This window comes from Streptomyces sp. NPDC040432, from assembly GCF_055595445.1.
In genome coordinates this window covers 1-22,267 of the sequence record NZ_JBVIVP010000031.1, presented here as the reverse complement: position 1 = coordinate 22,267, position 22,267 = coordinate 1, and the positions used below count along the sequence as shown (strand labels likewise).

Sequence of the window (22,267 nt, the reverse complement as noted above, 5' to 3'; positions counted from 1 at the left end):
CGTCGGGTCACCTTACCCAGTGCCCTTCCGGCGTGGCCGGATAGTCTCGGAGCTATGACTGAGCGCAATCGCACCCCGTGGGTGGTCGGGGTTTCCGGGGCGTCCGGGACGCCGTACGCGGCGGCGGTGATCCGCGGGCTGCTGGCAGCGGGGGAAAGCGTGGACCTGGTGGTGAGCAGGGCCTCCCGGCTCACCCTCCTGGACGAGACCGGCATCGCCTTCCGCGACGCGCACTGGCGCGACGATCTGGCCCGGTGGTTGGAGCGTGGGGCGGACGGGAAGCCCGGGACGTTCGCGACGCCGGATTCGGACGACGTCCGATACTGGGGCGCGGGCGATCTGGCGGCCGGGCCGAGCTCGGGTTCGTACCGGGTGAAGGGGATGCTGATCGTGCCGGCGTCGACGGCCTGTGTGGCCGGAGTGGCGCTGGGGCTGTCGAAGGACCTGCTCCAGCGGGTCGCGAGCGTGACGCTCAAGGAGCGGCGCCGGCTGGTGGTCGCGGTGCGGGAGACCCCGCTCAACGGGCAGACCCTGAAACACCTGGTGGCGCTGGACGAGGCGGGCGCAGTGGTGCTGCCCGCCTCTCCGGCGTTCTACGCGGGGGCGACGCACATCCAGGACCTGGTGGACTTCGTCGCGGGGCGGGTGCTCGACGCGGCGGGTGTGCCGCACGTGCTGTACCGCAGGTGGGAGGGGGAGCTCGGTGGCGGCTCCCGTCCTCCCGAGGGGGCAGGCGGCGGTGACTAGCGCTTCTTGGCGCTGCGCGGCTTGCGGGTCTTGTCCACGCGGTGGGCGGCGGACGGCTGGTCGGTGCGGGATCGGTTGGCCAGCTCCTGGAGCTGTCGCATGTGCGCGTAGGCCATCTCGATCGTGTACACGGTGAACACCACTCCTGAAGATCGTCATTGATCTGTTGAAAGATTCGCAGGGTGTTGACCCTGCGTGCCTTTGATTCTATACCTAGACTTGCAGAATCGCCGAATAATGGAAGGCTCCACGTAATGGACACGGTGGACAGGCAGCTCATCCAGGCACTTCGTGAGAACGGTCGTGCCTCGTATGCGGAGCTGGGCCGTCTCGTGGGCCTCTCCGGCCCCAGCGTCACCGACCGCATCAACCGGCTGGAGACGGCCGGCGTCATCACGGGCTACCGCGCGACGGTGGCCGCCGCCGAGCTCGGACTCGGCGTCACCGCGCTGATCGGGATCTCCCTCTCGGACGCGGCCGACCACGAGGACGTGGCCCGCAGGCTCCGCGACCTCGCGGAGATCGAGGACTGCTGGTTCATCGCGGGCGACGACTCCTTCATGCTGAAGGTCCGCGCCAGCGACGTCGACGGCCTGGAGAAGATCATCCGTAGGCTCTCGGGCACCAAGGGCGTCTCGCGCACCCGCACCACGATCGTGCTCTCCACGAAGTGGGAGAACCGGGTCGGGGAGCTGCCCGAGGAGAGCTGAGAGTACGGTGGGTGGCGGTTGCAGGCAGGTCAGGACAAAGAGGAGACACCGGCATGGACGCTGGGCTCAAGCGTGAGCTGGAGGAGAAGGTCCGCTCCGGCGAGCGGCTGACGCGTGAGGACGGCATCGCCCTCTACGAGTCGGACGACCTGGCCTGGCTCGGTGGCCTCGCGCACGAGGTGCGCACGCGCAAGAACGGTGACGTGGTCCACTTCAACGTCAACCGCCACCTGAACATGACGAACGTGTGCACCGCCTCCTGCGCCTACTGCTCCTTCCAGCGCAAGCCGGGGGAGAAGGACGCGTACACGATGCGCATCGAGGAAGCCGTCCGCCTGGCCAAGGCCATGGAGAACGAGAACCTCACCGAGCTGCACATCGTCAACGGCCTGCACCCGACCCTGCCGTGGCGGTACTACCCGCGTTCGCTGTCCGCCCTCAAGGAGGCGCTGCCGAACGTCTCGCTGAAGGCGTTCACGGCGACCGAGATCCACCACTTCGAGACGATCTCCGGGATGTCGGCCTCCGACATCCTGGACGAGCTGATCGAGGCCGGTCTGGAGTCGCTGACGGGCGGCGGCGCGGAGATCTTCGACTGGGAGGTCCGTCAGCACATCGTCGACCACCGCACCCACTGGGAGGACTGGTCGCGCATCCATCGGCTGGCCCACTCCAAGGGGCTCAAGACCCCGGCGACGATGCTCTACGGCCACATCGAGGAGCCGCGCCACCGCGTGGACCACGTGCTGCGGCTGCGCGAGCTCCAGGACGAGACCGGCGGCTTCCAGGTCTTCATCCCGCTGCGCTACCAGCACGACTTCGTGGACATGCAGGACGGCAAGGTCCGCAACAAGCTCCAGGCGCGCACCTCGATGGCGACCGGGGCCGAGGCGCTGAAGACCTTCGCGGTCTCCCGGCTGCTCTTCGACAACGTCCCGCACGTCAAGGTGTTCTGGGTGATGCACGGCGTGCAGACCGCCCAGCTCGCGCTGCTCCACGGCGCGGACGACATGGACGGCTCGGTCGTCGAGTACAAGATCACGCATGACGCCGACAACTACGGCACCCCGAACAAGCTCGGCCGCGAGGACCTCCTCGACCTCATCCGCGAGGCGGGCTTCCGCCCCGTGGAGCGCAACACGCGCTACGAGATCATCCGCGAGTACCCCGGCCCGGACGCCGACCTGCGCGAAACCCCGCAGGCCATGCGCCTCTGAGCCCCCGCATCCCTGAAGGAGCCCCGGTCCCCGCGGACCGGGGCCTTTCCGTTGCCCGCGCCGGAAGCGCCCCCGCCGCGCCCCGACCGATGCGGTGCCGATGCGGCACCGACCCCCGGCGGGCCGTCGCGGGGCCCCGGCGTGCTTCACTGGACGGGCACGCCATGCCCGCAGTACGACGAGAGAGAAGGGGTCACCGTGTCCCTCAAGACGAGCGCGACGATCCGCTACACCGCGATGCGCCTGGGCATCTTCGTCGGATGCCTGGTCCTCGTCGCCCTGCTGGTCCGCCTGGGCTGGGTGCCCTCCGGCCTCGGTGACGCCAACCCCGCCTGGATCGTGCTGCTCGCGCTCGTGCTGTCCGCCCCGCTCTCGTTCGTCCTCCTGCGCAAGCAGCGCGACGCGATGTCCGTGCAGATCTCCGGACGCGTCGCGGGTGCGAAGGACCGGCTCGCGGCGAACCGCAGCCAGGAGGACGTCGCCGACGACGCCGCCCGCGTCGGCTGACCGGAGCCGCGTTGGCTTCCTCACACACCGAACCGCCCCAGCTACGGGAGTGCCGCCCGTAACGCTGGGGCTTTCGTGTTTTCCGGGCCGGGCGGGGCGGGCTCGGGGCGCCACGGGATCAAAGAATGACTTTGGGCTTCTCAAAGGAGAAGTGTTAGCGTGTTCAACATGTTGACCTCAGTTGCGCACCCGATGACCGCGAGCGTCCCGCTCGTGGCGCGCCTGCACGTCGACCTCTGCCGCCGCGTGTCCGCGGCCTGTTGCTGTTGCCGCTGATTCCCTCCGCAGTTGAGCTGAATCGATACAGCAGCGGTCCCGGCCGGCCCGGCCCCTTCCGGCTGCTGCCGCACCGCACCCCTCGCAGAACCTTCCGCCGTACCTCGTGCGTCCCCCCGGAGAGTGTCCGTGTCCGCCACGCCCCAGGCCCAGGCTCCCGCCAAGGCCTCCTTCAAGTTCCCGTTCTGGGCCCAGATCGTCGCCGGTCTCGTGCTCGGCGTGCTGTTCGGCTGGCTCGCCCGCAGCCAGGACATCAGCTGGCTGAAGACCACCCTCGAACAGGTCGGTGACATCTTCATCCAGCTGCTGAAGCTGGCCGTCGCCCCGCTCGTGTTCTTCGCGATCCTGGTGTCCATCACCAACCTGCGGAAGGTGAACAACGCCGCACGGCTCGCCTCCCGCACCCTGCTCTGGTTCATGATCACGTCGCTGATCGCGGTCGGCATCGGCCTCGCGATAGGCCTGCTGACGAACCCCGGCGCGGGCACCGGCCTCACCCCGGCCGACGGCAAGGAGCCCAAGCGGACCGGCTCCTGGATCGACTTCCTGACCGGCATCGTGCCGAAGGACATCATCACGCCGTTCACCGAGCTGAACGTGCTCCAGATCGTCTTCCTGGCCGCCGTCGCCGGTATCGCCGCCCTCCAGCTCGGCGCCAAGGCGCAGCCGGTCCTGAACCTCGCCGAGTCGGTCCTGGAACTCCTCCAGAAGGCCCTGTGGTGGGTCATCCGCCTCGCCCCGATCGGCACCGTCGGCCTCATCGGCACCGCCATCGCGAGCTACGGCTGGGACCTCCTCGGCAAGTACGCCACCTTCACCGCCGACGTCTACATCGGCTCGGCGCTCGTCATGTTCGGCGTCTACCCGCTGCTGCTGTGGGCCGTCGCCAAGATCAACCCGCTCCACTTCTACAAGGGCGCCTGGCCCGCGATCCAGCTCGCCTTCGTCTCCCGCTCCTCGGTCGGCACCATGCCGGTCACCCAGAAGGTCACCGAGCGCCTCGGCGTCCCGAAGGAGTACGCCTCCTTCGCCGTCCCGTTCGGCGCCACCACGAAGATGGACGGCTGCGCCGCGATCTACCCGGCGCTCGCCGCGATCTTCATCGCGAACATCTTCGACGTGCAGCTGGGCATCAAGGAGTACCTGCTCATCGCGTTCGTCTCGGTGGTCGGCTCCGCCGCCACGGCCGGTCTGACCGGCGCGACCGTGATGCTCACCCTGACCCTGTCCACGCTGGGCCTGCCGCTCGCCGGTGTCGGCCTGCTCATGGCGATCGACCCGATCCTCGACATGATGCGCACCGCCACCAACGTGGCCGGCCAGGCCGTCGTCCCGGTCATCGTCTCCGCCCGGGAGGGGATCCTGGACAAGGAGGCGTACGCCACCGCCTCCGCCTCCCCGCTGGACGAGAAGGCCGATCAGGCCGCGACCCCGGCCGAGGACAAGGCCGGCGCCCCGGTCCCCGTCACCGCCTGATCCGGACGCGCCCCGAGCGCGCCCGCCCGCCGCGACCCCCGCCCCCGTCCGGGCGGGGGTCGCGGTGTTTCGCGTACGGGGGCGTCAGGCGCGTGCGACGAACGCCGCCCAGGCGCCGGGGGCGAACGCCAGGTGGGGGAGCGCGGTGTCCTTGGAATCGCGGACGTGGACGGTAGCGGGGGTGCGGGCCACCTCGACGCAGTCGTTCCCGTCGCTGCTGTCGCTGTAGCTGCTCTTGAACCAGCGCAGCTCGGGGTTGTAGATCATGTTTCTCCTAGCAGTTCCTCGATGAATGCGAGCGACTTCCGGGGAGTGAGCGCCTGAGCTCGGATGATGCCATAGCGCAGTTCGAGGATCCGGAGCTGCTTCGGGTCGGAGACCGGACGGCCGTGGAACGCTCCGTCGGACCGTCCCACGGCTGATCCGTCCGGAAATTTCAGTACCTGGATGCGCCCCGCCATGCCTGCGTGCTCCTCGACGTCGGTCGGCATGACCTGGAACTCCACGTTGGGCAACTTGGCTACCTCCAACAGGCGTTGGAGCTGTCGGCGTAGCACCATTGTCCCCCCGATTGGGCGGGAGAGCGTGACCGCTTCTTGGACGAAGCTGAGGGTTGGGGCGGGGGAGCGGTCGAAGATCGACTGGCGTGCCATGCGCGCGGCGAGCATCCGTTCAGTCTCGTCCGGCGTATAGACCGGCCGCCATGTCCTGAACAGTGCCCGTGTGTACTCAGGGGTTTGCAGCAGGCCATGGACGTTGTGGTTGTTGTAGGTGTTCATCTCGACGGCCCGGCCCTCCAAATCTGCCAGGTCTCGGATCCTCTTCGGGTAGCGGACCCGTTCCATGTCCGCCTTCATCGCGGCGATCTTCCCGTTCGCCCGCAGGGCCTCGTCGGCCTTGTCCAGGTACTCCGGGCGGGGGATCCGCTTGCCGCCCTCGATCTTGCGGACCAGGTCCTCCCCGTAGCCCACCTCGACGCCGAAGTCGGCTGCCCGCAGGCCCGCTTCCTCGCGCCACGCCCTGAGCTGGCGGCCGAGCGCCGACAGGACCGCGACGCCCTGTTCGTCATCCGGGTCGACGTCCCAGCCCGCGTCTTCCGTACCGTCCGTGTCCATCGTCATGCCCGCTCGCTCCTGACGCACCGAAATCGACTCAGCAGTCCTGTCCCTCCGGGGTCCGGGACAGCCCCTACAGCGCGGGACAAGCGCGGGACAAAGCCCGGACCGAGGGGTGTTCGCCCGGAAAACGGTAGGCAGGGCGTTCCACGCTGGGCGCTGTGAATACTCAAATCTGGTTCACCGAATACCAGTTCGGCGTACGGCTCGCCGCGACGCCGCACGGCGCGCACCGGGCGCGGCGGCTCGCTGCCGAGCACGTGCGGTTCTGGGGACTTCCGTCAGACGGGCCCGCATTGATCGTGGGGGAGCTGGCCGGCAACGCGGTCACGCACGGGCGGGTGCCCGGGCGGGACTTCCAGGTCGTGCTCACCCGCATCGGCGGCGTGCTGCGGATCGAGGTGGTGGACACGCGGCGGGACCGGATCCCATGTCTTCGCGACCCGGACCCGGACGCGGAGTCCGGGCGGGGGCTGGCGCTGGTGGCCGCGCTGGCCGACCGATGGGGCGTGGACCAGGGGCCGCCGCCGCGCAAGGTGGTCTGGGCGGAACTGGACCTGCCCGGGGAGGGGCTCGGACCGTGACGCGGCAGGTCGGGACGCGGTCGTGCTCGACCTCTAAGCACCAAGTACCGAGGGGAAACCAACCAACCCCACCCCTCCGGCTCCCCGCTCACTCACACGAGTGAACTACGCCAACCGGGCTGGCTTTTGCTCCGGTTGAGCGGCATATGCTCGGCCCCGCAACTCTTAGACATGAGACGGCCCCCGCCGGGACTGGCATCCCGAACGAGGGCCTGACCAATCAGGAAGCAGCATCTTCCCCATGGCTTCAAGGCACCCTAGCGCGCCCTCGCCCGCCTCGTCCCGAGTTCCCTCCGGGACCATTCGATCCGGTGTCGTCCACGTCAACACGCGGCATACCACTCACTACACCGTGGTCGGCAACCACCTCGCCCAGCACCGCGAGCTGTCGCTCACGGCGATCGGGCTCGCCCTGCACATCCAATCGCTGCCCGCCGGTTCCCGCATCGGCATCCAGGCGCTCGCCGGCCGCTTCCCGGAGGGGGAGACGCGGATCGCGACGGCCCTGCGGGAGTTGGAGGCGTACGGCTACCTGGAGCGGAGCCGCGTGCGGACCGGCGACGGGCGGATCGTGACCAGAACGGTCTCCTACAACCGCCCGAAGGGCACGCCGTCGATTCCGTCGCCCCCGCCGATCCCGCCGGGCGACCGCGCACTCGTGCCGGACCCGGCCGAGCCCGGCACCGTCCCGGAGCTCGGCCCGCTCGGCCCGCAGCCCGCCCCGGGGCCGGTCCAGGAGCAGGGACCGGGGCCCGCCCCCGACCCGCAGGCCGCCTCCGACCTGCGGCCCGTCCCGGATCCGGATCCGGACCCCGTATCGGATCCGAACCCCGCATCGGAGTCGGAGCCGCGGTTCGGGCCGCGGATCGGGGGTCCCGAGTGGCGGGCGGCCGAGGCGCTGCTCACCCGGCTGCGGGAGGACGACCCTCGGCTGCTGCTTTCGGAGAGTTCCGTACGACAACTCGTGCCCGGGGTGGCGGACTGGTTGCACCGGGGTGCCACCCCGGAAGCCGTGCGGACGGTCCTCGTCGCGGATCTGCCCCCCGACCTGCGACACCCGGCCGCCCTGCTCGGCTACCGACTCACGTGGTCCAGGCCGCCACGGCTCTCGGCCGTTCCGGCCGCCGCTCCGGCCGCGAGGCCCGACCCGCTGCAGAACTGCGACGGCTGCGACCGTGCCTTCCGCGCGCCCGTCCCGGGTCGCTGCGCCGACTGTCCACCCGCAGCCGACGCCGCAGCCGCCTGAGAAGGAGGGGGCGAGTGGCCACTTGTCCCCGGCAGCGTCATCCCCTCGCCGCCGGGCGAGAACTGCGGGAGGCCATGACCTCGTACATCCGGCCCGAGGACGATCTCGCGGCCGAGGCCGAGGCGCTCCTGGAGCGCGGCTGGTTGACGCGGGACGCCGAGTCGCGCCTGTGGCTCACCGAGGAGGGCGAGCGGGCCCGCGTCGACCTCGGACGTCACGGACCCGCGATCCGCGCCGCCGTGCACGAGGGGATCGACGACGCGGACTACGTCACCACGCTGAAGGTGCTCCAGAGGCTGATCCACAACGCGGGCGGGCCGGCCGAGGCCGGCTGACCCCACCCACGACGCGTCGGGGCAGCTGCCCGGAGGGCGTCAGCGGGACGGGTTCGGGGCACCCGGGCCCGCGTGGGCCGCCAGGAACTCCGTGCGTTCGGGCGTGGCGGGGAGCGGGGCGACGGCCGCCGCGAGGCGGACGGCGAGGTCCGGGAAGAGGAGCCAGGCCGTGACGGGGCGGGTGACGGTGGCGTGCAGCAGGTCGCCCTCGTAGAAGCAGGCGTCCAGGAGCGGGTCGTCGACGAGCAGGTCGACGGCCAGCGGCAGGACGTGGGGGAGCGCCACGTCCTGGCTGATCAGGGTGCGCAGGTCCGCGGGTGCGAGGCTGCCCAGGGGGCGTCTGCGCAGGGCGTGGACCTTGGTGGCGAGGCTCGTCGCGTTCGGCGGCGCGGGCGGCCACGGGGGCCCGTCGATCTCGTCGAGGGTGCGGTCCAAGTGGTGGAACATCATGTCGCCCTTGCGTCTGCCGAGTTGCGGAAGAGTGGATAAGCCTCCCTGTCTACCAGTCGCGAGCGCCTATCGGCGGGAGTACGAGCCGATCCCGACGAGGCAGTACACGTACTCGTTCAGGACGCTGCCGCCCATCGTGTAGCGGTAGGAGAAGGCGTATTCGGTCTTCGTGTTGGTGTTGCAACGGTCCATGTCCGAGGTGAACGGGATGCTTTCGATCACCCGGTAGTGCGCGTCGGACGCCGAGCAGGGCACCTCGTCCACGCCCGTGACGCGCTGCGCCGTCGTGGAGTCCGGTAGCTCGCCGTTGAGGCAGGTGCCCCGGTCGAAGGGGGTGGGATCGGCCTCGGCGCTGGGGAGGACGGGATAGGCCGCCGAGGTGGTCGGATCGGGCGCGGGGGCGCTGCTCGACGGGGTCGACCCGGTCGCCATGTAGGTGGGGGCGGGGACGGCGGGCGGGGAGTACTGGCCCGGGGCGGGCGTGTCCGAGGGGCTCGCGGAGGCGGAGGCCTTGCCGTCGGAGCTCGCGGTGTTGCGGGAGTCGTCGTCGTTGCCGACGAGGAGGACGACGACGGCGAAGGCCGCGAGCAGCCCGACGGCCACCAGGCAGCCGCCCCGCACGTTCTTGGCGGACGTACCGGGCGACCCCGCGCCGGGGGGTGCGGCGGCGGCCATCGGGGTCGTCGCGCCGAACGCGCCGCCCCGCACGACGATCCGCAGCAGTACTTCCTTGCCCGCGACCTGAGCCCGGACGAGATCGCCGTTGCGGGTGGGCGGGATGCGCAGGGTGACCGGACCGCCGGCCAGATCGACGCTGATGACCGTTCCCGCCGCGGCCTGCTCGGCGGTGAGCGAGAGCTGGATTTCCTGTGACGACACCGGAGTTCCCTTCCGAGCGCGGGCCCGAAGCCGTCGAACGGACCGTCTCGATTCTGCCCGCCGGGGATCGGCGGACGCATGCGTTCTGCCGTACTCAGTAAGGCAGTTGTGGGTTGGAACCGTCAAAGGGGTTGCTGTCGGCGCTCGTTCGGGACCGGACTCTGTTCATGACATGCATGGTGCTAGTACTATTGGCACCATGCTGCTGAGGTTGAACACCACGGACGGCCGCCCCCTGCACGAGCAGGTCGCCGGGGCCATCCGCCGTGCCATCGCCGAGGGCGAATGCGCCCCCGGGGACCGGATCCCGCCCGCCCGCGAGCTCTCGCAGGCGCTCGGAGTGAACGCGAACACCGTGCTCCGCGGGCTGCGCACCCTGCGCGACGAGGGGCTGCTGGAGTTCCGACGCGGCCGGGGGGTGACGGTCGCGGGCGGGGCGGACCGACGGTCGGATCTGCTGGACCGGGTGCGCGAACTCGTCGAGGAGGGCGCCCGCCTGGGCTACAGCAGGACCGATCTCATGGAAATGATCAGGGAGGTGCCGTGAACGACCGTCCGAATGAAGCGAACGAAGCGAACGGAATGACCGGTGCGGCCGGGGTGCGCCTGTGGGGCGTCGTGGCCTGGGTCGTCGGCATCCTGGTGTTACTCGTGGCCATGCCGGTGGCGGCGAGCGGGCGGCTGCCGGACCGCATCGCCACGCACTGGGGCAGCGCGAACGCGGGCGGCCCCGACGGTTCCATGCCGCTGTGGGCGGCCGTCCTCGTCCCCGCGTCGGTGTGGGTGCTGCTCGCCCTCGGCGTCGGCTTCGTGCGACGCCTGGGCGGCGCGGAGGCGACCGCCGGATGGGCGGCCGTGACGCTGCTGCCCGGCGGAGTGCTCCTGGCGGGCGGCCAGGCCTCGGTGGTCCGTGCCAACCTGGACCGGGAGGACTGGCGGCAGGCCGGTCCCGTGACGGGCTGGATGCTCGCCGTCCTCGCCGTCGCCGCGGCGGCCGGGCTGGCCGGGGTGCTGGTCCGGCGGCGCGGACGGGCGGGGGAGGAGCCCGTGCCGGGCCCCACGATGGACCTCCCCGAGGAGAGGCGTCTCGTCTGGTTCTCCCGGGCCTCCAACGTCTGGCTCCAGCTGACGGCGGCCGTCTGCGGGCTGCTCGCCGTGGCGGGCGCGCTCGCCGGCCTGGGCGGTCTGATCGGGTCGCAGTGGCTGGTGGCGGCGGCCCCCTTCGCCGTGGCCTGCGTCCTCACCCTCACCTTCTCCTCGGTTCGGGCGCGGGTCGGTGCCCAGGGCTTGGCCGTCGCCTTCGGGCCGCTCGGGTGGCCGGTGCGGCGCTGGGCCGTCGAGGACGTCGAGTCGGCCCGTGTCGAGGAGCGCGGGCCCGCCCGCGCCGGCGGCTGGGGCTACCGGATCAACCAACTCGGCACGACCGTGATGATGCGCGCCGGTGAGTGCCTCGTCATCCGCTCCAAGGGCCGGGACTTCGCGGTGAGCGTGGACGACGCCGAGCGCGGCGCCGCCCTGCTGAACTCCCTGAAAGGTGCGGGGATTCGGCCCGGGAGCTGACCTCCGGAGGCGGCGTCGCGGGGGCCCTTCCGGGCCCCGGCGAGGGAAAAGGCCCGGTCCGGGGGGTGGTCGGACCGGGTTACCCGTGCGTAAATTACCGGCGGTAACTCCGATCGACCCGAGGAGAGCGCGCCGTGGATGCCCAGCCGAAACCGGTGGAGCCCGTCAAGACGACCATCGCCGGAGTGGTGCGGGAGGTCTCCGTGCCCCCGCTCGCGGGAATGCCGCAGCGGGGCTCGCTCGGGGACCTACCGTTCGACAACGCCCGCGAGGCCCCCCACGAGGCCGTCCTCGCCCGGAAGGCCCCCGACGGCACCTGGCAGGACGTCACCGCCGCCCGCTTCGCGGCCGAGGTCCTCGCCGTCGCCAAGGGGCTCATCGCCGAAGGGCTGAGAGCGGGCGACCGGCTGGCCATCATGGCCCGCACCACCTACGAGTGGACCCTGCTGGACTTCGCGGGCTGGGCCGCCGGCCTGGTCACCGTACCGATCTACCCGACCTCCTCCGCCTCGCAGGCGCGGTGGATCCTCCACGACTCAGGCGCCGTCGCCTGCGCCGTCGAGGACACCGCCCAGGCACGGATCATCAGCGCCGAACGCGGCAACCTGCCCGGACTCGCCCACCTGTGGGAGTTCGACACGGGCGCGGTCGCACGCCTCGTCAAGGCCGGGGAGCACCTGCCCGACGCCCTCGTCCACGCGCGCAGGGAGGCCCGTACACCGGACACGGTCGCCACCCTCGTCTACACCTCCGGCACCACCGGCCGGCCCAAGGGCTGCGTCCTGACCCACGCCAACTTCTTCGCCGAGGTCGACAACGCGGTGGGGCTGCTGCACCCGGTCTTCAAGTCGGTCACCAGCGAACCGGCCTCCACCCTGCTGTTCCTGCCGCTCAGCCACGTCTTCGGACGGATGGTCGCCGTCGGCTGCATGCGGGCCCGCGTCAAGCTCGGCCACGCGCCGAGCATCCGCACCGAGGAACTCCTCGCGGACCTGGCCGGCTTCCGGCCGACGTTCCTGCTCGCCATCCCCTACGTCCTGGAGAAGGTCTACAACACCGCCCGCGCCACCGCCGAGCGGATGGGCCGCGCAGCCTCCTTCGACCGGGCCGCCAGGATCGCGCAGAGCTTCGGCGAAACGGTCGAGGGCAAACGCCCCGGCATGGGGCTGCGCGCCGCCCACGCCCTCTACGACCCGCTCGTCTACCGGCGCATCCGGGCCGCACTCGGCGGACGCGTGCGCTACGTCCTCAGCGGCGGATCCCCGCTCGGCCGCCGCCTCGCCGCCTTCTACACCGGCGCCGGCGTCGAGGTCTTCGAGGGCTACGGACTGACCGAGACCACGGCCGCCTCCACCATCACCCCGCCGCTGCGCCCCCGCCTCGGCACCGTCGGCTGGCCGCTGCCCGGCACGTCCGTACGGATCGCCGACGACGGGGAGGTGCTGCTGCGCGGCGCCCACGTCTTCGCCGGCTACTGGAACATCGCCGCCCAACCGACGGGCGGTTGGCTCGCCACCGGGGACATCGGCGAACTGGACGCGGACGGATACCTCACCATCACCGGACGCAAGAAGGACCTGATCATCACCTCCGGCGGGAAGAACGTCGCCCCGGCGCCCCTGGAGGACTGGCTGCGCGCCCACCCGCTCGTCGGCCAGTGCATGGTGATCGGCGACAACCGGCCCTACGTCACCGCCGTCATCACGCTGGAGCCCGACGGGCTGGCGCACTGGCGGCAGATGCACAAGAAGCAGGGCGTGCCGATCCGCGAACTGGTCGACGACGAGGACCTCCTGGCCGATCTCCAGCGGGCGGTGGACGAGGCGAACCAGACGGTCTCGCGCGCCGAGTCGATCAGGCGCTTCGCCGTGCTGCCGGGGGACTTCACCGAGGAACGCGGACACCTGACGCCCTCGCTCAAACTCCGGCGCGGCGCCGTCGCCCGGGACTACGCCGCCGAGATCGACGCGCTGTACCGGGGGGCGCGGGAGCGGTGAGGGCCGGTCCGGTCCGGTCCTCGACACCGGTCATATGATCACGGCGACCGGCGCGCGGGGACCGACCGCGCGCCCGAGCTTCGGGGGAAGCCGTGACCATGAACCGCTCCGTGACCGTGCCCGTGCCCGGAACCGTGTCCGGAACCCTGCGCGGAACGGTGCCCCGGACCGTGGTCGCGCTGATGGCCGTCGTCGCCCTCGCCGCGGCCTCGGCCGGTTGCACCGGGACCGGGCCGGAGCCGAAGGCCACCGCGGACGCCGCACCGACCCCACCCCCGGTCGTCACCCGGACCCCGGCGCCGTCCACGCCCACGCCGCCCGAGGGCACCGAGGGGTTCGGGCCGGTCGTCGCCCGCGACGGCGACGTCAGCGCCCACGCCGCCGTCCGGGACGCCGGCGGCGTGCTGCGGGTGCCCGTCTCCATCACGAACGGCGGCACCGTGCGGGCCTTCTACGAGGTCACCGTGCGCGTGACCGGCCCCGACGGCTACGAGGCCACGGGCAGCCTCGCCACCGACACCGTCGGCGTGTACCCCGGCGCGTCCTGGCCCACCGAGGTGAAGGTCTCGATGCCCGGCCGGGAGGCGCCCGCCGAACCGAAGGTGGAGATCGCCCGGGTCGGGGTCGACCGCCACTAGTGCGTGGTGAAGGTCCCGCCGCGGGCCACGCCCTCGGGCGCCCGACGCCACCTTCACCACACCCCCCGGGGCGAGCCGCTGAGCCCCGACGGGAACATCCGTCGGGGCTCATCGGCTCAGGGATGCCCTAGCAGTTGCCGCGGGCCGGGCGGCCCGCGAACCGGTCCGCGAGCCAGTTGCCGGCCGCCAGGGAGTGCGTGATGACGCCGCTGACGTGTTCGCCGAGCCAGATCGTGTCGAAGTCGACGTTCGCGCCCCGCGCGCACCACTCCGAGCGCAGCCGGCTGCCGACCCCGTACGGGATCAACTCGTCGCCGAGCGCGTGGTACTGGTGCACCGGCGCGGCCGGGGCGGTGCCGCCGAGCCGGCTCCCGCCGAGCCGGGCCCGCCAGTCCGGCTGCTCCAGCGGGTTGCGGGTGGTCAGGTCGGAGATCCGTTTGAAGGAACCGGCGATCGCGTCGACGGCGACGCAGTGCTCCTTCATCCCGGCCACCAGCGCCTTGCCCGCCGGGTTCAGGTAGGAGTCCAGCCGCAGTTCGGGGAAGGCCGCGTCCTGCCCGGCCGCCGCCATGAAGATCAACCCGGAGCCGTAGGAGCCGTTGTTGAACTCGGCGACCTTCATCAGGTCCGCGGGGACACCGCCCGTCGCCGTGCCCTTCACCTTCAGCTCGGGGGCGTACGACCCCTGGAGTTCCGCCGCCCAACCGGCGGCCTGACCGCCCTGCGAGTAGCCCATGATGCCGACCGGGGTGTCCGGGCCGAGCCCGGCCGCGGGCAGGCGGACGGCGGCGCGCGCGGCGTCCAGGACGGCGTGGCCCGCCGACGGGCCGACGGTGTAGGTGTGCACGCCCGGCGTGCCCAGGCCCTCGTAGTCGGTGACGACCACGGCCCAGCCGCGCAGCGTCAGTTGCTGGATGAGGTTGGCCTCCATGGAGGTGCCGTACGGCAGGTTGTTGCTCGGGGCGCAGGAGTCGCCCATGCCGACCGTGCCGACGGCGTAGGTGACCAGCGGGCGCGGCCCGTCGCGGCCGTCCTGCGGGACGATGACGGTGCCGGAGACGACGTTCGGGGCGCCGTCGGCCGTGGTCGAGCGGTAGTGCACCTTCCACGCCTTGGTGTTCGTGGGCTGCCCGGGCAGCGGGTGGAAGGCGGAGGGTGCGCTGGAGACGAGGTCGCCGGGGGCGCCGGCGGGGATGTCGGCTGCGGCGGGGGCGTCGGCGGTGGCGGCGGCGGGGATCCAGGCGGACATGGCCATGGCGGCCACGACGGCGAGGGCGGTCCTGCGGAATCGCATGGGGCGGCTCTCCCAACGGTCCGTACGGGTGGGTGAGGAGAAGGTAGTGACCGACCGCTCAGGATGTGCCTGACCGCGCAGCTCACCTTTCCTGACCCGGGATCCCACCCTCGCCCGCGCCCACCCCGCCGCCCGGCAGCGGCACACCGACGCCGCACCCCGTGAACAGGACGCGGCGCGGGCCCGTCCCTCCCGGTGGGACAGGACGAAATCCCGGGCCGCCGGCCCGCCGGCCCCGCAACCCGCCGGCCCGGCACGCCGTGGGCGCTCCCGGCGCGTGGCCCCCGCTCAGCCCCCGGACGCGATCCGGTACGCCCCCGGTGTCGTGCCCGTCCAGCGGCGGAACGCGCGGTGGAACGCGGTGTCCTCGGAGAAGCCCAACCGGGCGGCGAGCTCCGCGATCGGCTCCCCGCTCTCCGCCAGCCCCGCGATGGCCGCGTCCCGCCGGACGTGGTCCTTGAGCTCCTGGAAGGACGTCCCCTCCTGCCGGAGCCGGCGCCGCAGCGTCGCGGGGGACACCGCGAGCCGGCCCGCCACCTCCCCCAGCTCGGGGAGCCGCGGGGAGGTCCGCAGCCGCTGCGTCAGGGTCCGGCGCACCTGCTCCGCGACCGTGGTCCCGTACGCGGGACGGGAGAGCAGGTCGAAGGGGGCCCGGCGGAGCATCGCGTCCAGCGCGGCCTCGTCCCGCACCAGCGGCGCGGTCAGCCAGTGCGCCCCGAACACCGCCTCCGTACGCCGCGCGCCGAAGCGCACCGGGCAGTCGAAGAGCAGCGCGTACTCGTCCGCGTGGGGCGGCGCCGGATAGTCGAACGTCGCCGACGACAGCGGGATGCGCCGCCCGATCAGCCAACTCGCCAGCCGGTGCCAGATCGCCAGCACGCACTCGGTGAGGAACCGCTCCTCGTCCCGCTCGAAGTCGTTGCCGACGGCGAACCGGGCCTCGCCGCCCTCCGCGTCGACGTGGAGCTCCAACTCCGGCCCGCCCGGGAACAGCCCGTAGAAGGCAGCCCCGCGCTCCACGGCCGCCCCGAGATCCCGGCAACCGAGCGAGGCGTGACACATCATCGCGAAGGTGCCCGGCCGGCTCGGGACGGTCGCCAGGCCGAGGAACTCGTCCTGCGTGGTCCGGTACAGCGCCCGGAACAGGCGGGCGAACTGCGCGGGTGTGATCCGCGCCCGGTCGTCGCCCAGCAACAGCGGCGGGATCTGAGCCTCCTGGAGCAGCGGCAGCAGGTCGAAGCCGGCGCCGCGGGCTCCCGCGAGCACGGCACGCACGTGGTGCACGGTGACCGTCCGCCTCCCCATGGCTCCGACGGTAGCCGCAATGAGCGCTGGGGTCAGCGGTGGTGACGCGTCCGGTCATGCCGGAGCCGGTCCCGCGGTGCCTAGCGTCGGGGGTCACCTATTCCGGGAGGGCACGCGATGGACGGTCGGCCGGGCACGCTGGCGGAGTTCACCCAGTGGACCGAGGAGAGGTACGGCCCCGGGACGGCCCTGCGCTTTCGCGCGGGGCCCGATGGCCGGCGGACCAGGACCTACACCGAACTGGCCGCGTCCGTGCGGGAGGTGGGGCGGGCCCTGATCGGCCCGGACCTCGCCGTCGTCGCCGGTGAGCGGGTGGCCGTCCTCGGGGAGACCGGGCCGCGCTGGACGTACACGCACTTCGGGGTGCTGGCCGCCGGCGCGGTCCTCGTCCCCGTGTACCCGACGGCGGGGGAGGAGGAACTGGCCTGGGTGCTGTCCGACTCGGAGGCCGTCGTGGTCGTCTGCGACGACGCGACGCAGGCGGCCCGGGTGGAGTCCCTGCGGTCGAAGCTGCCCGCGCTGCGGGCCGTCGTACGGATGGACGCCTGGGCCGGACGCGCCCCGGCCCCGGAGGCGGCGCTGCGGGTACGGGCCGCCGCCGTGACCCCGGACGACGACGCCTCGATCGTCTACACCTCGGGCACCACGGGCCCGCCCAAGGGCTGCCGGCTCACCCACGGCAACCTCGGAGCCGTGCAGGACGGCACGCTGCCCCTGGTCCGGGGCGGGCCGGGCGACTCCACGTACCTCTACCTGCCGCTGGCGCACCTGCTCGCGCAACTGATCCAGTTCACGACCCTGCTGGAGGGCGGCGAACTCTGCTACTTCGGGGGCCGCGTGGAGGACGTCGTCGCCGAGCTGGCTCAGGCGCGCCCCACCCACCTGCCGTCCGTGCCCAGGCTGTTCGAGAAGGTGCACGCCGTGGTCCTGGCCCTGGCCGAGGGGCAGGAGGGCGGCCGGGAACGCTTCGACGAGGCCGTCCGGATCGGCGTCCTGGCCGCGCGGGACCGGCTCCCCGACGAACTGCGCGCCGCGCACGCGGCGGCCGAGGAGTCGCTGTACTCCCCGGTCCGGGCCGCCTTCGGCGGACGGCTGAAGTGGGCGCTGACCGGCGGCGCCCCCATCGCCCCCGACACGCTGGACTTCCTGCGCGCCTGCGGGATACGGGTCTTCGAGGGCTACGGGATGACCGAGTCCGGCGGGGTGATCAGCCTCAACCATCCGGACGCCGTCCGGTACGGCACCGTGGGCCGCCCCATCGCGGGCTGCGAGGTACGGATCGCCGAGGACGGGGAGATCCTGGCCCGCGGCCCGATGGTCTTCCCCGGCTACCACGCGAACGCCGCCGCCACCGCGCGGACCCTCGACGCCGAGGGCTGGCTGCACACCGGCGACCTGGGCGCACTCGACGCCGACGGCTTCCTGTCCGTCACCGGCCGCAAGAAGGAACTCGTCATCACCTCGGCCGGCAAGAACATCACCCCGACCGAGGTGGAGTTCGCCGTCCGGGCGGCCTCCCGCTACGTCTCGCAGGTCGTCCTGATCGGTGACCGGCGGCCCCACCCCGTCGCCCTGATCACCCTGGACGCCGATGAGGTCGCCGCCTGGGCGGCCCGGCGCCGTCTCGACCCGGGAACGCGCCCCGGCGCCCACCCCGAGGTGCGCGCCCTGATCGCCGAGGCCGTCGCCGCCGCCAACGCGACGGTCTCCCGCCCGGCCCGCATCCGCGCCTTCCACATCCTGGACGAGGATCTCTCGGTCGACGCCGGCACCCTCACCCCGACCCTCAAGCTGCGCCGCGCCGCGGTCGCCGAGCGGTACGCGGCGGAGATCGAGGCGCTGTACGCGGGCTGAGGCGGCGGCCGTCGACGCCCGGGCCGGGCCGTCGTCGGCCGCGGCGGGTCCGTCCGTACTGGGCCCGGGCGGAAGGCGCGGGGACGGCCCGGGCCGGAGGCGCCCGCCCCCGGCCCGGCCGCGCTCAGGCCAGGGCCCGGCCCAGGCGGTCCAGGCCCTCCGCGATCTCGGCGGGGGTGTGCGTGGTGAAGGACAGCCGGAGCGTGCGCGGGTCCGGGGCGCCGGTGAAGAAGGGGGCGCCGGGCACGTACGCCACGTCGTGCGCGACGGCCGACTTGAGCAGCGCCGTCGCGTCGTACCCCTCGGGGAGCCGGGCCCACACGAACATGCCGCCCTGCGGGCGGTTCCACTCCGAGCCCGCCGGGAGGGCCGCGCCGAGGCCCGCCAGGAGGGCGTCCCGACGGGCCCGGTAGGCCTCGCGGACGGTGGCCACGTGCGCGTCGAGGTCGTGGGCGGCCAGGTAGTGCGCGGCGGCCAGCTGGTCCACCGTCGAGGTGTGCAGGTCCGCCGCCTGCTTGGCGACCACCGCCGCCCGGCGCAGGGCCGCCGGCGCGCGCATCCAGCCGAGGCGCAGACCGGGGGCCATCACCTTGGAGAAGCTGCCGAGCAGGGCCGTGCGGTCCTCGGCGCCAGGGTGGGCGGCGAGCCACGGCTCGTGGTCGCCCTCGTAGCGGAGGTCCCCGTACGGGTCGTCCTCGACCAGCCACAGGCCGCGGCGGGCCGCGAGCGCCGCAACCACGGCCCGGCGGGCCCCCGGCAGGGTGCGGCCGGTCGGGTTCTGGAAGGTGGGGACGGTGTACAGCAGCTTCGGGCGCTCGCGCAGGAGGATCTCCTCCAGGGCGTCGGGCAGCAACCCCTGCGCGTCGCAGGGGACCGGTACGACCCGGGCGCCGGCCAGGCCGAAGCACTGGAGGGCCGCCAGGTAGGTGGGGTTCTCCACGAGCACCGTGTCGCCGGGCTCCAGCAGGGTCGCCGCGAGCAGGGCGAGCCCCTGCTGGGAGCCGGTCGTCACCAGGACGTCGTCGGCCGTGGTGGCCAGCCCGCGCGCCCGGGCCCGTACGGCCACCGCCTCGCGGAGCTCCGGAGCGCCCTCGGTGGTGGAGTACTGGAGGGCCCGGGCGGCGGTGGGGCCGCCGAGGGCGGCCTCGTAGGAGGCGCGGAGCCCGACGGTATCGAAGAGCTCGGGGGCGGGGAGCCCACCGGCGAAGGAGATCACCCCGGGGCGTTCGGTCAGCGCCAGGATCTCGCGTACCGGCGAGCCGCCCACGGAGACGGCGCGGGCGGCGAAGGCGGGCAGGGGCCGGGCATCGGCGGGGAGGCTCACGGGGGCTCCTTCGGGCGGTCGGTGGGCGCAGCCTAGCCACAACAGGTGCAGACGGCACCTATTTGTTCACCAGGTGAACGCCGCCCGCCCCCTCCCCAACTGACGACTCATCAGATACACCGGTGCCATGACCACAGACGAGCGAGCAGCAGACCGGGACGAGCTGGACGCCGCCGACTCCGGTGACCCCGCCGACTCCGGTGACACCCGCGCCGACGACTACGCCGCGCTCGCGGCCGTCGGCCCGTACGGCGTCCGCCCCGGCCACGCGCTGATCACCATGGTGGAGCCGCACCCGGGCCACGAGTTCGCGTACAACCGCTGGTACGAGGACGACCACTACTACGCCGGCGCGATGGCCATGCCCTGGATGTACGCCGGCCGCCGCTGGGTGGCGACCCGCGAGCTCCAGGAGCTGCGCTACCCGGAGAAGTCGGCGGTGGCCCAGCCCGTGACCGCCGGGTGCTACATATCGACGTACTGGGTGACCCAGGGCCGCTACGACGAGCACATGAAGTGGACCGTCGGCATCAACAAGCGGCTGAACCGCGACGGCCGCGTCTACCGCGACCGCACCCACGTCTTCACGGCCTTCCAGGACCACGTGGCCACGGTCTACCGCGACGGCGCCGCCGGCCCCCGTGACTTCCACGCCCTCGACCACCCGTACGCCGGGCTGGTGGTCCAGGTCGTCGACGCCGAGGGCCCCGAACAGCGGGCCGAGCTGCTGGAGTGGCTGCGCTCCCGGGCCCTGCCCAAGAGGCTGAACGGTTCTTCCGCGGCGATGGTGACCGTCTTCCGGCCGACGCCGCTGCCCGGCGACCGGATGACCTACGTCAAGCAGGTCGAGGGGGTCGACACCCGACTGACCCTGCTGTGGTTCCTGGAGGTCGACCCGCGGGCCTGCTGGGACCACTTCCGCGGGCTGGACGCGGAAGTTGCCGAATCGGGGCTGGGGAGAGTGGAGCTGGTGGCACCGTTCATCCCCACGGTGCCGGGGACGGACCGCTACGTCGACGAACTCCGCCAGTAGTTCCGGTCGAGGTTCCGCTTCGCGTTCCGGTCGGCGTTCCGGTCGGGGTCTCCGAGCGGGGTTCGGTCCGGCCGGGCCGGCGGGTTGGGTGCCGCCCGGTCGCCGCGCCCCGGTCCGGGACACGGCCGAGCCCCCTCGGCCAGGACGGCGGGCCGGTCGAGAGGGCTCCGATCAGTGGTGCGCGTACAACAGTCGAGGTGGATGGCGTGATGTTCAGGCGAGGTGCCCCGACCGGCCCTCGACGACGTCGGTGACGAAGGAGGTCCAGGAACCCGGCGCGAAGGTGAGGGACGGACCGTCCTGCACCTTCGAGTCGCGGACCGAGATGGACGCGACCACGGGGGACTTGACCTCGACGCAGGCGCCGTTTCCGCCGGAGTACGAGGACTTGGTCCAGTTTTCCGTGGCGCCCTGACGAATAGCCATTTTTCTCTCCGGTTCAGCGAGTAGTTCCGGTTTCGTGCCGGCCGGTTTCCCTGCCGACGTGATCGACGCTACCCGCACCTCCCGATGGGTGAAGGAGGCATTCACTCGACCGGGTGGCATATTCCATTCAGGCCTTCTGTGGCTGGGGATGGACGGTGTACCGTACCCGGCCTTCCGTTATCCCCAGCCACTTTCGCCACACCGGACCCACCCGTTACGGGGCTTTGACCGCGTAGTGCTCGATGATCTCGCCGATGAACTGTCGGGTCTGCTCGACGTTGAGCGCCTGGGCGCGCAGGTGCTCGTACATCACGCTGTACTTCTGGACGTCGTTGGCCTTCTCCAGGTACAGGTCGCTCGTGACGCCCTCGATGTAGACCACCGTCGAGTCCGACGCGTCGGGGAACTCCAGGATCGCGTACTGGCCGTTGACGCCGGGGTGCGCGCCCATCGAGAACGGCATCACCTGCACGGTGATGTACGGCTGCTCGGACTGCTCTATCAAGTACTCCAGCTGCCGGACCATCAACTGCGGATCGCCCACGTGCCGGCGCAGCGCGGCCTCGTCGATCACCGCCCACAACCGCAGTGGACCGACGTCCGGATTGTTGTTGTCCGTCTCCGAGAGCCGCTTCTGGCGGTGCATCCGCACCTGGACGCGCTTCTCCACGTCGGCCGGCGCCGTCTCCGGCAGCGCGCCGCGGATCAGGGCCTGCGCGTACTCGGGCGTCTGGAGCAGTCCGGGAACCATCTGCGGTTCGTAGGTGCGCAGGCTGGCCGCGTCCGTCTCCAGGCCGATGTAGACGCTGTACGGGATGTCGCCGAAGGCGTGCCACCAGCCCTGCTGACGCGAGTCCTTCGCCATCTGCATGAGCGAGTCGACGAGGCGCGGGTCCTCGACCTCGTACACCTCGCACAGGTCGCGGACGTCGCGCTGGCTGATGGACCTGCGGCCGTTCTCCAGTCGGCTGATCTTCGACTGGGAGACGAGGAGGCGCTCGGCGACCTGTTCGGCCGTCATGCCCTTGTCCTCGCGGAGCTTGCGCAACTCCATGCCCAGTCGGCGGCGTCGGACGGTGGGATTGACATTGGACGCCACGGGTCGGCCCCTCTCTCTGTGTGTCTGCTGTTCAGCAGACTGCCACCGAAGGGCGCGATGCCGCTGGGGAACGGCAGGGAAATGCGAACGCGGGGGGGGGGGGGGGGGGGGGGGGGGGTCCCCCCCCCCCCCCCCCCCCCATCCCCCCCCCCCCCCCTTTTGGGCGTCCCCCCCCCAGCTCTTCCCAAAAAGGGG

Annotated in this window: 23 protein-coding genes and 1 pseudogene; 14 read left to right on the top strand and 10 right to left on the bottom strand. The window is 72.2% G+C overall.

The genetic code is table 11. The features are described from left to right. Positions 1-54: 54 nt before the first annotated feature. On the top strand, positions 55-747 hold the full coding sequence (locus tag ACZ58N_RS35555) for a UbiX family flavin prenyltransferase (protein ID WP_471168721.1): 693 nt from the start codon (positions 55-57) through the stop codon (positions 745-747). Here ACZ58N_RS35555 and ACZ58N_RS35550 read toward each other — a convergent pair. Next, on the bottom strand, positions 744-890 hold the full coding sequence (locus ACZ58N_RS35550; RefSeq protein WP_471168869.1) for a hypothetical protein: 147 nt from the start codon (positions 888-890) through the stop codon (positions 744-746). The genes ACZ58N_RS35555 and ACZ58N_RS35550 overlap by 4 nt on opposite strands. A 111-nt stretch (positions 891-1,001) precedes the next feature. Here ACZ58N_RS35550 and ACZ58N_RS35545 point away from each other — a divergent pair, with 111 nt between their 5' ends. From ACZ58N_RS35545 to ACZ58N_RS35530, 4 genes are all read left to right on the top strand, one after another. Further along, complete coding sequence (locus ACZ58N_RS35545) at positions 1,002-1,457, top strand: Lrp/AsnC family transcriptional regulator (RefSeq protein ID WP_281206151.1); 456 nt, start codon at positions 1,002-1,004, stop codon at positions 1,455-1,457. Between the two features lie 53 nt (positions 1,458-1,510). Beyond that, positions 1,511-2,674, top strand: a complete 1,164-nt coding sequence (gene mqnE / locus ACZ58N_RS35540; RefSeq protein ID WP_471168718.1) for an aminofutalosine synthase MqnE — start codon at positions 1,511-1,513, stop codon at positions 2,672-2,674. Positions 2,675-2,911: 237 nt separating this feature from the next. Further along, on the top strand, positions 2,912-3,181 hold the full coding sequence (locus tag ACZ58N_RS35535) for a DUF4229 domain-containing protein (RefSeq protein ID WP_471168862.1): 270 nt from the start codon (positions 2,912-2,914) through the stop codon (positions 3,179-3,181). A gap of 399 nt (positions 3,182-3,580) precedes the next feature. Beyond that, the gene (locus ACZ58N_RS35530) at positions 3,581-4,933 is read left to right on the top strand and encodes a dicarboxylate/amino acid:cation symporter (protein WP_471168715.1); all 1,353 of its coding nucleotides are present in this window, start codon (positions 3,581-3,583) and stop codon (positions 4,931-4,933) included. A gap of 84 nt (positions 4,934-5,017) precedes the next feature. Here the strand turns inward: ACZ58N_RS35530 and ACZ58N_RS35525 are convergent, their stop codons facing one another. Beyond that, complete coding sequence (locus ACZ58N_RS35525; RefSeq protein WP_471168712.1) at positions 5,018-5,200, bottom strand: DUF397 domain-containing protein; 183 nt, start codon at positions 5,198-5,200, stop codon at positions 5,018-5,020. Further along, positions 5,197-6,054, bottom strand: a complete 858-nt coding sequence (locus tag ACZ58N_RS35520; RefSeq protein WP_471168710.1) for a helix-turn-helix domain-containing protein — start codon at positions 6,052-6,054, stop codon at positions 5,197-5,199. The genes ACZ58N_RS35525 and ACZ58N_RS35520 overlap by 4 nt, the downstream gene beginning before the upstream one ends. A gap of 155 nt (positions 6,055-6,209) precedes the next feature. Between ACZ58N_RS35520 and ACZ58N_RS35515 the strand changes: the two genes are divergently transcribed. The 3 genes and pseudogenes from ACZ58N_RS35515 to ACZ58N_RS35505 form a co-directional block, all read left to right on the top strand. After that, a complete protein-coding gene (locus ACZ58N_RS35515; RefSeq protein WP_471168707.1) occupies positions 6,210-6,632 on the top strand; it encodes an ATP-binding protein in 423 nt (140 codons plus the stop codon). Between the two features lie 352 nt (positions 6,633-6,984). Beyond that, on the top strand, positions 6,985-7,878 hold the full coding sequence (locus tag ACZ58N_RS35510; protein ID WP_471168704.1) for a helix-turn-helix domain-containing protein: 894 nt from the start codon (positions 6,985-6,987) through the stop codon (positions 7,876-7,878). A 59-nt stretch (positions 7,879-7,937) separates the two neighbouring features. Next, positions 7,938-8,213 (top strand): annotated as a pseudogene (locus ACZ58N_RS35505) (MarR family transcriptional regulator); the annotation flags it as partial. A gap of 39 nt (positions 8,214-8,252) precedes the next feature. Here ACZ58N_RS35505 and ACZ58N_RS35500 read toward each other — a convergent pair. Next, positions 8,253-8,648: a contact-dependent growth inhibition system immunity protein gene (locus ACZ58N_RS35500; RefSeq protein WP_471168701.1), complete on the bottom strand. Its 396-nt coding sequence runs from the start codon at positions 8,646-8,648 to the stop codon at positions 8,253-8,255. Positions 8,649-8,729: 81 nt separating this feature from the next. After that, positions 8,730-9,542 (bottom strand): LppU/SCO3897 family protein, encoded by an 813-nt coding sequence (locus ACZ58N_RS35495; RefSeq protein WP_471168698.1) that lies wholly within the window; start codon positions 9,540-9,542, stop codon positions 8,730-8,732. Positions 9,543-9,741: 199 nt separating this feature from the next. On the opposite strand from ACZ58N_RS35495, the gene ACZ58N_RS35490 reads away from it, so the two are divergent. From ACZ58N_RS35490 to ACZ58N_RS35475, 4 genes are all read left to right on the top strand, one after another. Continuing rightward, the gene (locus ACZ58N_RS35490; protein ID WP_471168696.1) at positions 9,742-10,089 is read left to right on the top strand and encodes a GntR family transcriptional regulator; all 348 of its coding nucleotides are present in this window, start codon (positions 9,742-9,744) and stop codon (positions 10,087-10,089) included. Then, positions 10,086-11,102 carry a DUF1648 domain-containing protein gene (locus tag ACZ58N_RS35485; RefSeq protein ID WP_471168693.1) on the top strand — a complete coding sequence of 339 codons (1,017 nt, stop codon included), beginning with the start codon at positions 10,086-10,088 and terminating at the stop codon, positions 11,100-11,102. The genes ACZ58N_RS35490 and ACZ58N_RS35485 overlap by 4 nt, the downstream gene beginning before the upstream one ends. A 221-nt stretch (positions 11,103-11,323) precedes the next feature. After that, positions 11,324-13,099 (top strand): AMP-dependent synthetase/ligase, encoded by a 1,776-nt coding sequence (locus ACZ58N_RS35480; RefSeq protein WP_471168859.1) that lies wholly within the window; start codon positions 11,324-11,326, stop codon positions 13,097-13,099. Positions 13,100-13,197: 98 nt separating this feature from the next. After that, on the top strand, positions 13,198-13,737 hold the full coding sequence (locus ACZ58N_RS35475) for a hypothetical protein (protein ID WP_471168690.1): 540 nt from the start codon (positions 13,198-13,200) through the stop codon (positions 13,735-13,737). Positions 13,738-13,864: 127 nt separating this feature from the next. Here ACZ58N_RS35475 and ACZ58N_RS35470 read toward each other — a convergent pair whose 3' ends face one another. Both ACZ58N_RS35470 and ACZ58N_RS35465 read right to left on the bottom strand, forming a co-directional pair. Further along, positions 13,865-15,031, bottom strand: a complete 1,167-nt coding sequence (locus ACZ58N_RS35470) for a lipase family protein (protein WP_471168688.1) — start codon at positions 15,029-15,031, stop codon at positions 13,865-13,867. Positions 15,032-15,319: 288 nt separating this feature from the next. Further along, complete coding sequence (locus ACZ58N_RS35465) at positions 15,320-16,336, bottom strand: AraC family transcriptional regulator (RefSeq protein ID WP_471168685.1); 1,017 nt, start codon at positions 16,334-16,336, stop codon at positions 15,320-15,322. Between the two features lie 117 nt (positions 16,337-16,453). Between ACZ58N_RS35465 and ACZ58N_RS35460 the strand changes: the two genes are divergently transcribed. Next, entirely contained in the window at positions 16,454-18,190 is a 1,737-nt protein-coding gene (locus ACZ58N_RS35460; protein WP_471168683.1) for an AMP-dependent synthetase/ligase, read from the top strand. Between the two features lie 124 nt (positions 18,191-18,314). Here ACZ58N_RS35460 and ACZ58N_RS35455 read toward each other — a convergent pair whose 3' ends face one another. After that, complete coding sequence (locus tag ACZ58N_RS35455; protein WP_471168680.1) at positions 18,315-19,514, bottom strand: aminotransferase-like domain-containing protein; 1,200 nt, start codon at positions 19,512-19,514, stop codon at positions 18,315-18,317. Between the two features lie 127 nt (positions 19,515-19,641). Between ACZ58N_RS35455 and ACZ58N_RS35450 the strand changes: the two genes are divergently transcribed. After that, positions 19,642-20,547: a hypothetical protein gene (locus ACZ58N_RS35450; protein ID WP_471168677.1), complete on the top strand. Its 906-nt coding sequence runs from the start codon at positions 19,642-19,644 to the stop codon at positions 20,545-20,547. 213 nt (positions 20,548-20,760) lie between these two features. On the opposite strand, the gene ACZ58N_RS35445 is transcribed toward ACZ58N_RS35450, so the two are convergent. Both ACZ58N_RS35445 and ACZ58N_RS35440 read right to left on the bottom strand, forming a co-directional pair. Then, positions 20,761-20,973: a DUF397 domain-containing protein gene (locus tag ACZ58N_RS35445; RefSeq protein ID WP_471168674.1), complete on the bottom strand. Its 213-nt coding sequence runs from the start codon at positions 20,971-20,973 to the stop codon at positions 20,761-20,763. A gap of 214 nt (positions 20,974-21,187) precedes the next feature. Then, complete coding sequence (locus ACZ58N_RS35440; protein WP_281209328.1) at positions 21,188-22,072, bottom strand: helix-turn-helix domain-containing protein; 885 nt, start codon at positions 22,070-22,072, stop codon at positions 21,188-21,190. Positions 22,073-22,267 lie beyond the last annotated feature (195 nt).

What these genes read in the sequence shown, in the direction of transcription:
- ACZ58N_RS35450 (WP_471168677.1), top strand. Translation starts at nt 19,642, where the DNA reads ATGACCACAGACGAGCGAGCAGCAGACCGGGACGAGCTGGACGCCGCC.
- ACZ58N_RS35555 (WP_471168721.1), top strand. Translation starts at nt 55, where the DNA reads ATGACTGAGCGCAATCGCACCCCGTGGGTGGTCGGGGTTTCCGGGGCG.
- ACZ58N_RS35460 (WP_471168683.1), top strand. Translation starts at nt 16,454, where the DNA reads ATGGACGGTCGGCCGGGCACGCTGGCGGAGTTCACCCAGTGGACCGAG.
- ACZ58N_RS35520 (WP_471168710.1), bottom strand. Translation starts at nt 6,054, where the DNA reads ATGACGATGGACACGGACGGTACGGAAGACGCGGGCTGGGACGTCGAC.
- ACZ58N_RS35545 (WP_281206151.1), top strand. Translation starts at nt 1,002, where the DNA reads ATGGACACGGTGGACAGGCAGCTCATCCAGGCACTTCGTGAGAACGGT.
- ACZ58N_RS35525 (WP_471168712.1), bottom strand. Translation starts at nt 5,200, where the DNA reads ATGATCTACAACCCCGAGCTGCGCTGGTTCAAGAGCAGCTACAGCGAC.
- ACZ58N_RS35445 (WP_471168674.1), bottom strand. Translation starts at nt 20,973, where the DNA reads ATGGCTATTCGTCAGGGCGCCACGGAAAACTGGACCAAGTCCTCGTAC.
- ACZ58N_RS35470 (WP_471168688.1), bottom strand. Translation starts at nt 15,031, where the DNA reads ATGCGATTCCGCAGGACCGCCCTCGCCGTCGTGGCCGCCATGGCCATG.
- ACZ58N_RS35535 (WP_471168862.1), top strand. Translation starts at nt 2,912, where the DNA reads ATGCGCCTGGGCATCTTCGTCGGATGCCTGGTCCTCGTCGCCCTGCTG.
- mqnE (WP_471168718.1), top strand. Translation starts at nt 1,511, where the DNA reads ATGGACGCTGGGCTCAAGCGTGAGCTGGAGGAGAAGGTCCGCTCCGGC.
- ACZ58N_RS35465 (WP_471168685.1), bottom strand. Translation starts at nt 16,336, where the DNA reads ATGGGGAGGCGGACGGTCACCGTGCACCACGTGCGTGCCGTGCTCGCG.
- ACZ58N_RS35480 (WP_471168859.1), top strand. Translation starts at nt 11,324, where the DNA reads ATGCCGCAGCGGGGCTCGCTCGGGGACCTACCGTTCGACAACGCCCGC.
- ACZ58N_RS35475 (WP_471168690.1), top strand. Translation starts at nt 13,198, where the DNA reads ATGAACCGCTCCGTGACCGTGCCCGTGCCCGGAACCGTGTCCGGAACC.
- ACZ58N_RS35490 (WP_471168696.1), top strand. Translation starts at nt 9,742, where the DNA reads ATGCTGCTGAGGTTGAACACCACGGACGGCCGCCCCCTGCACGAGCAG.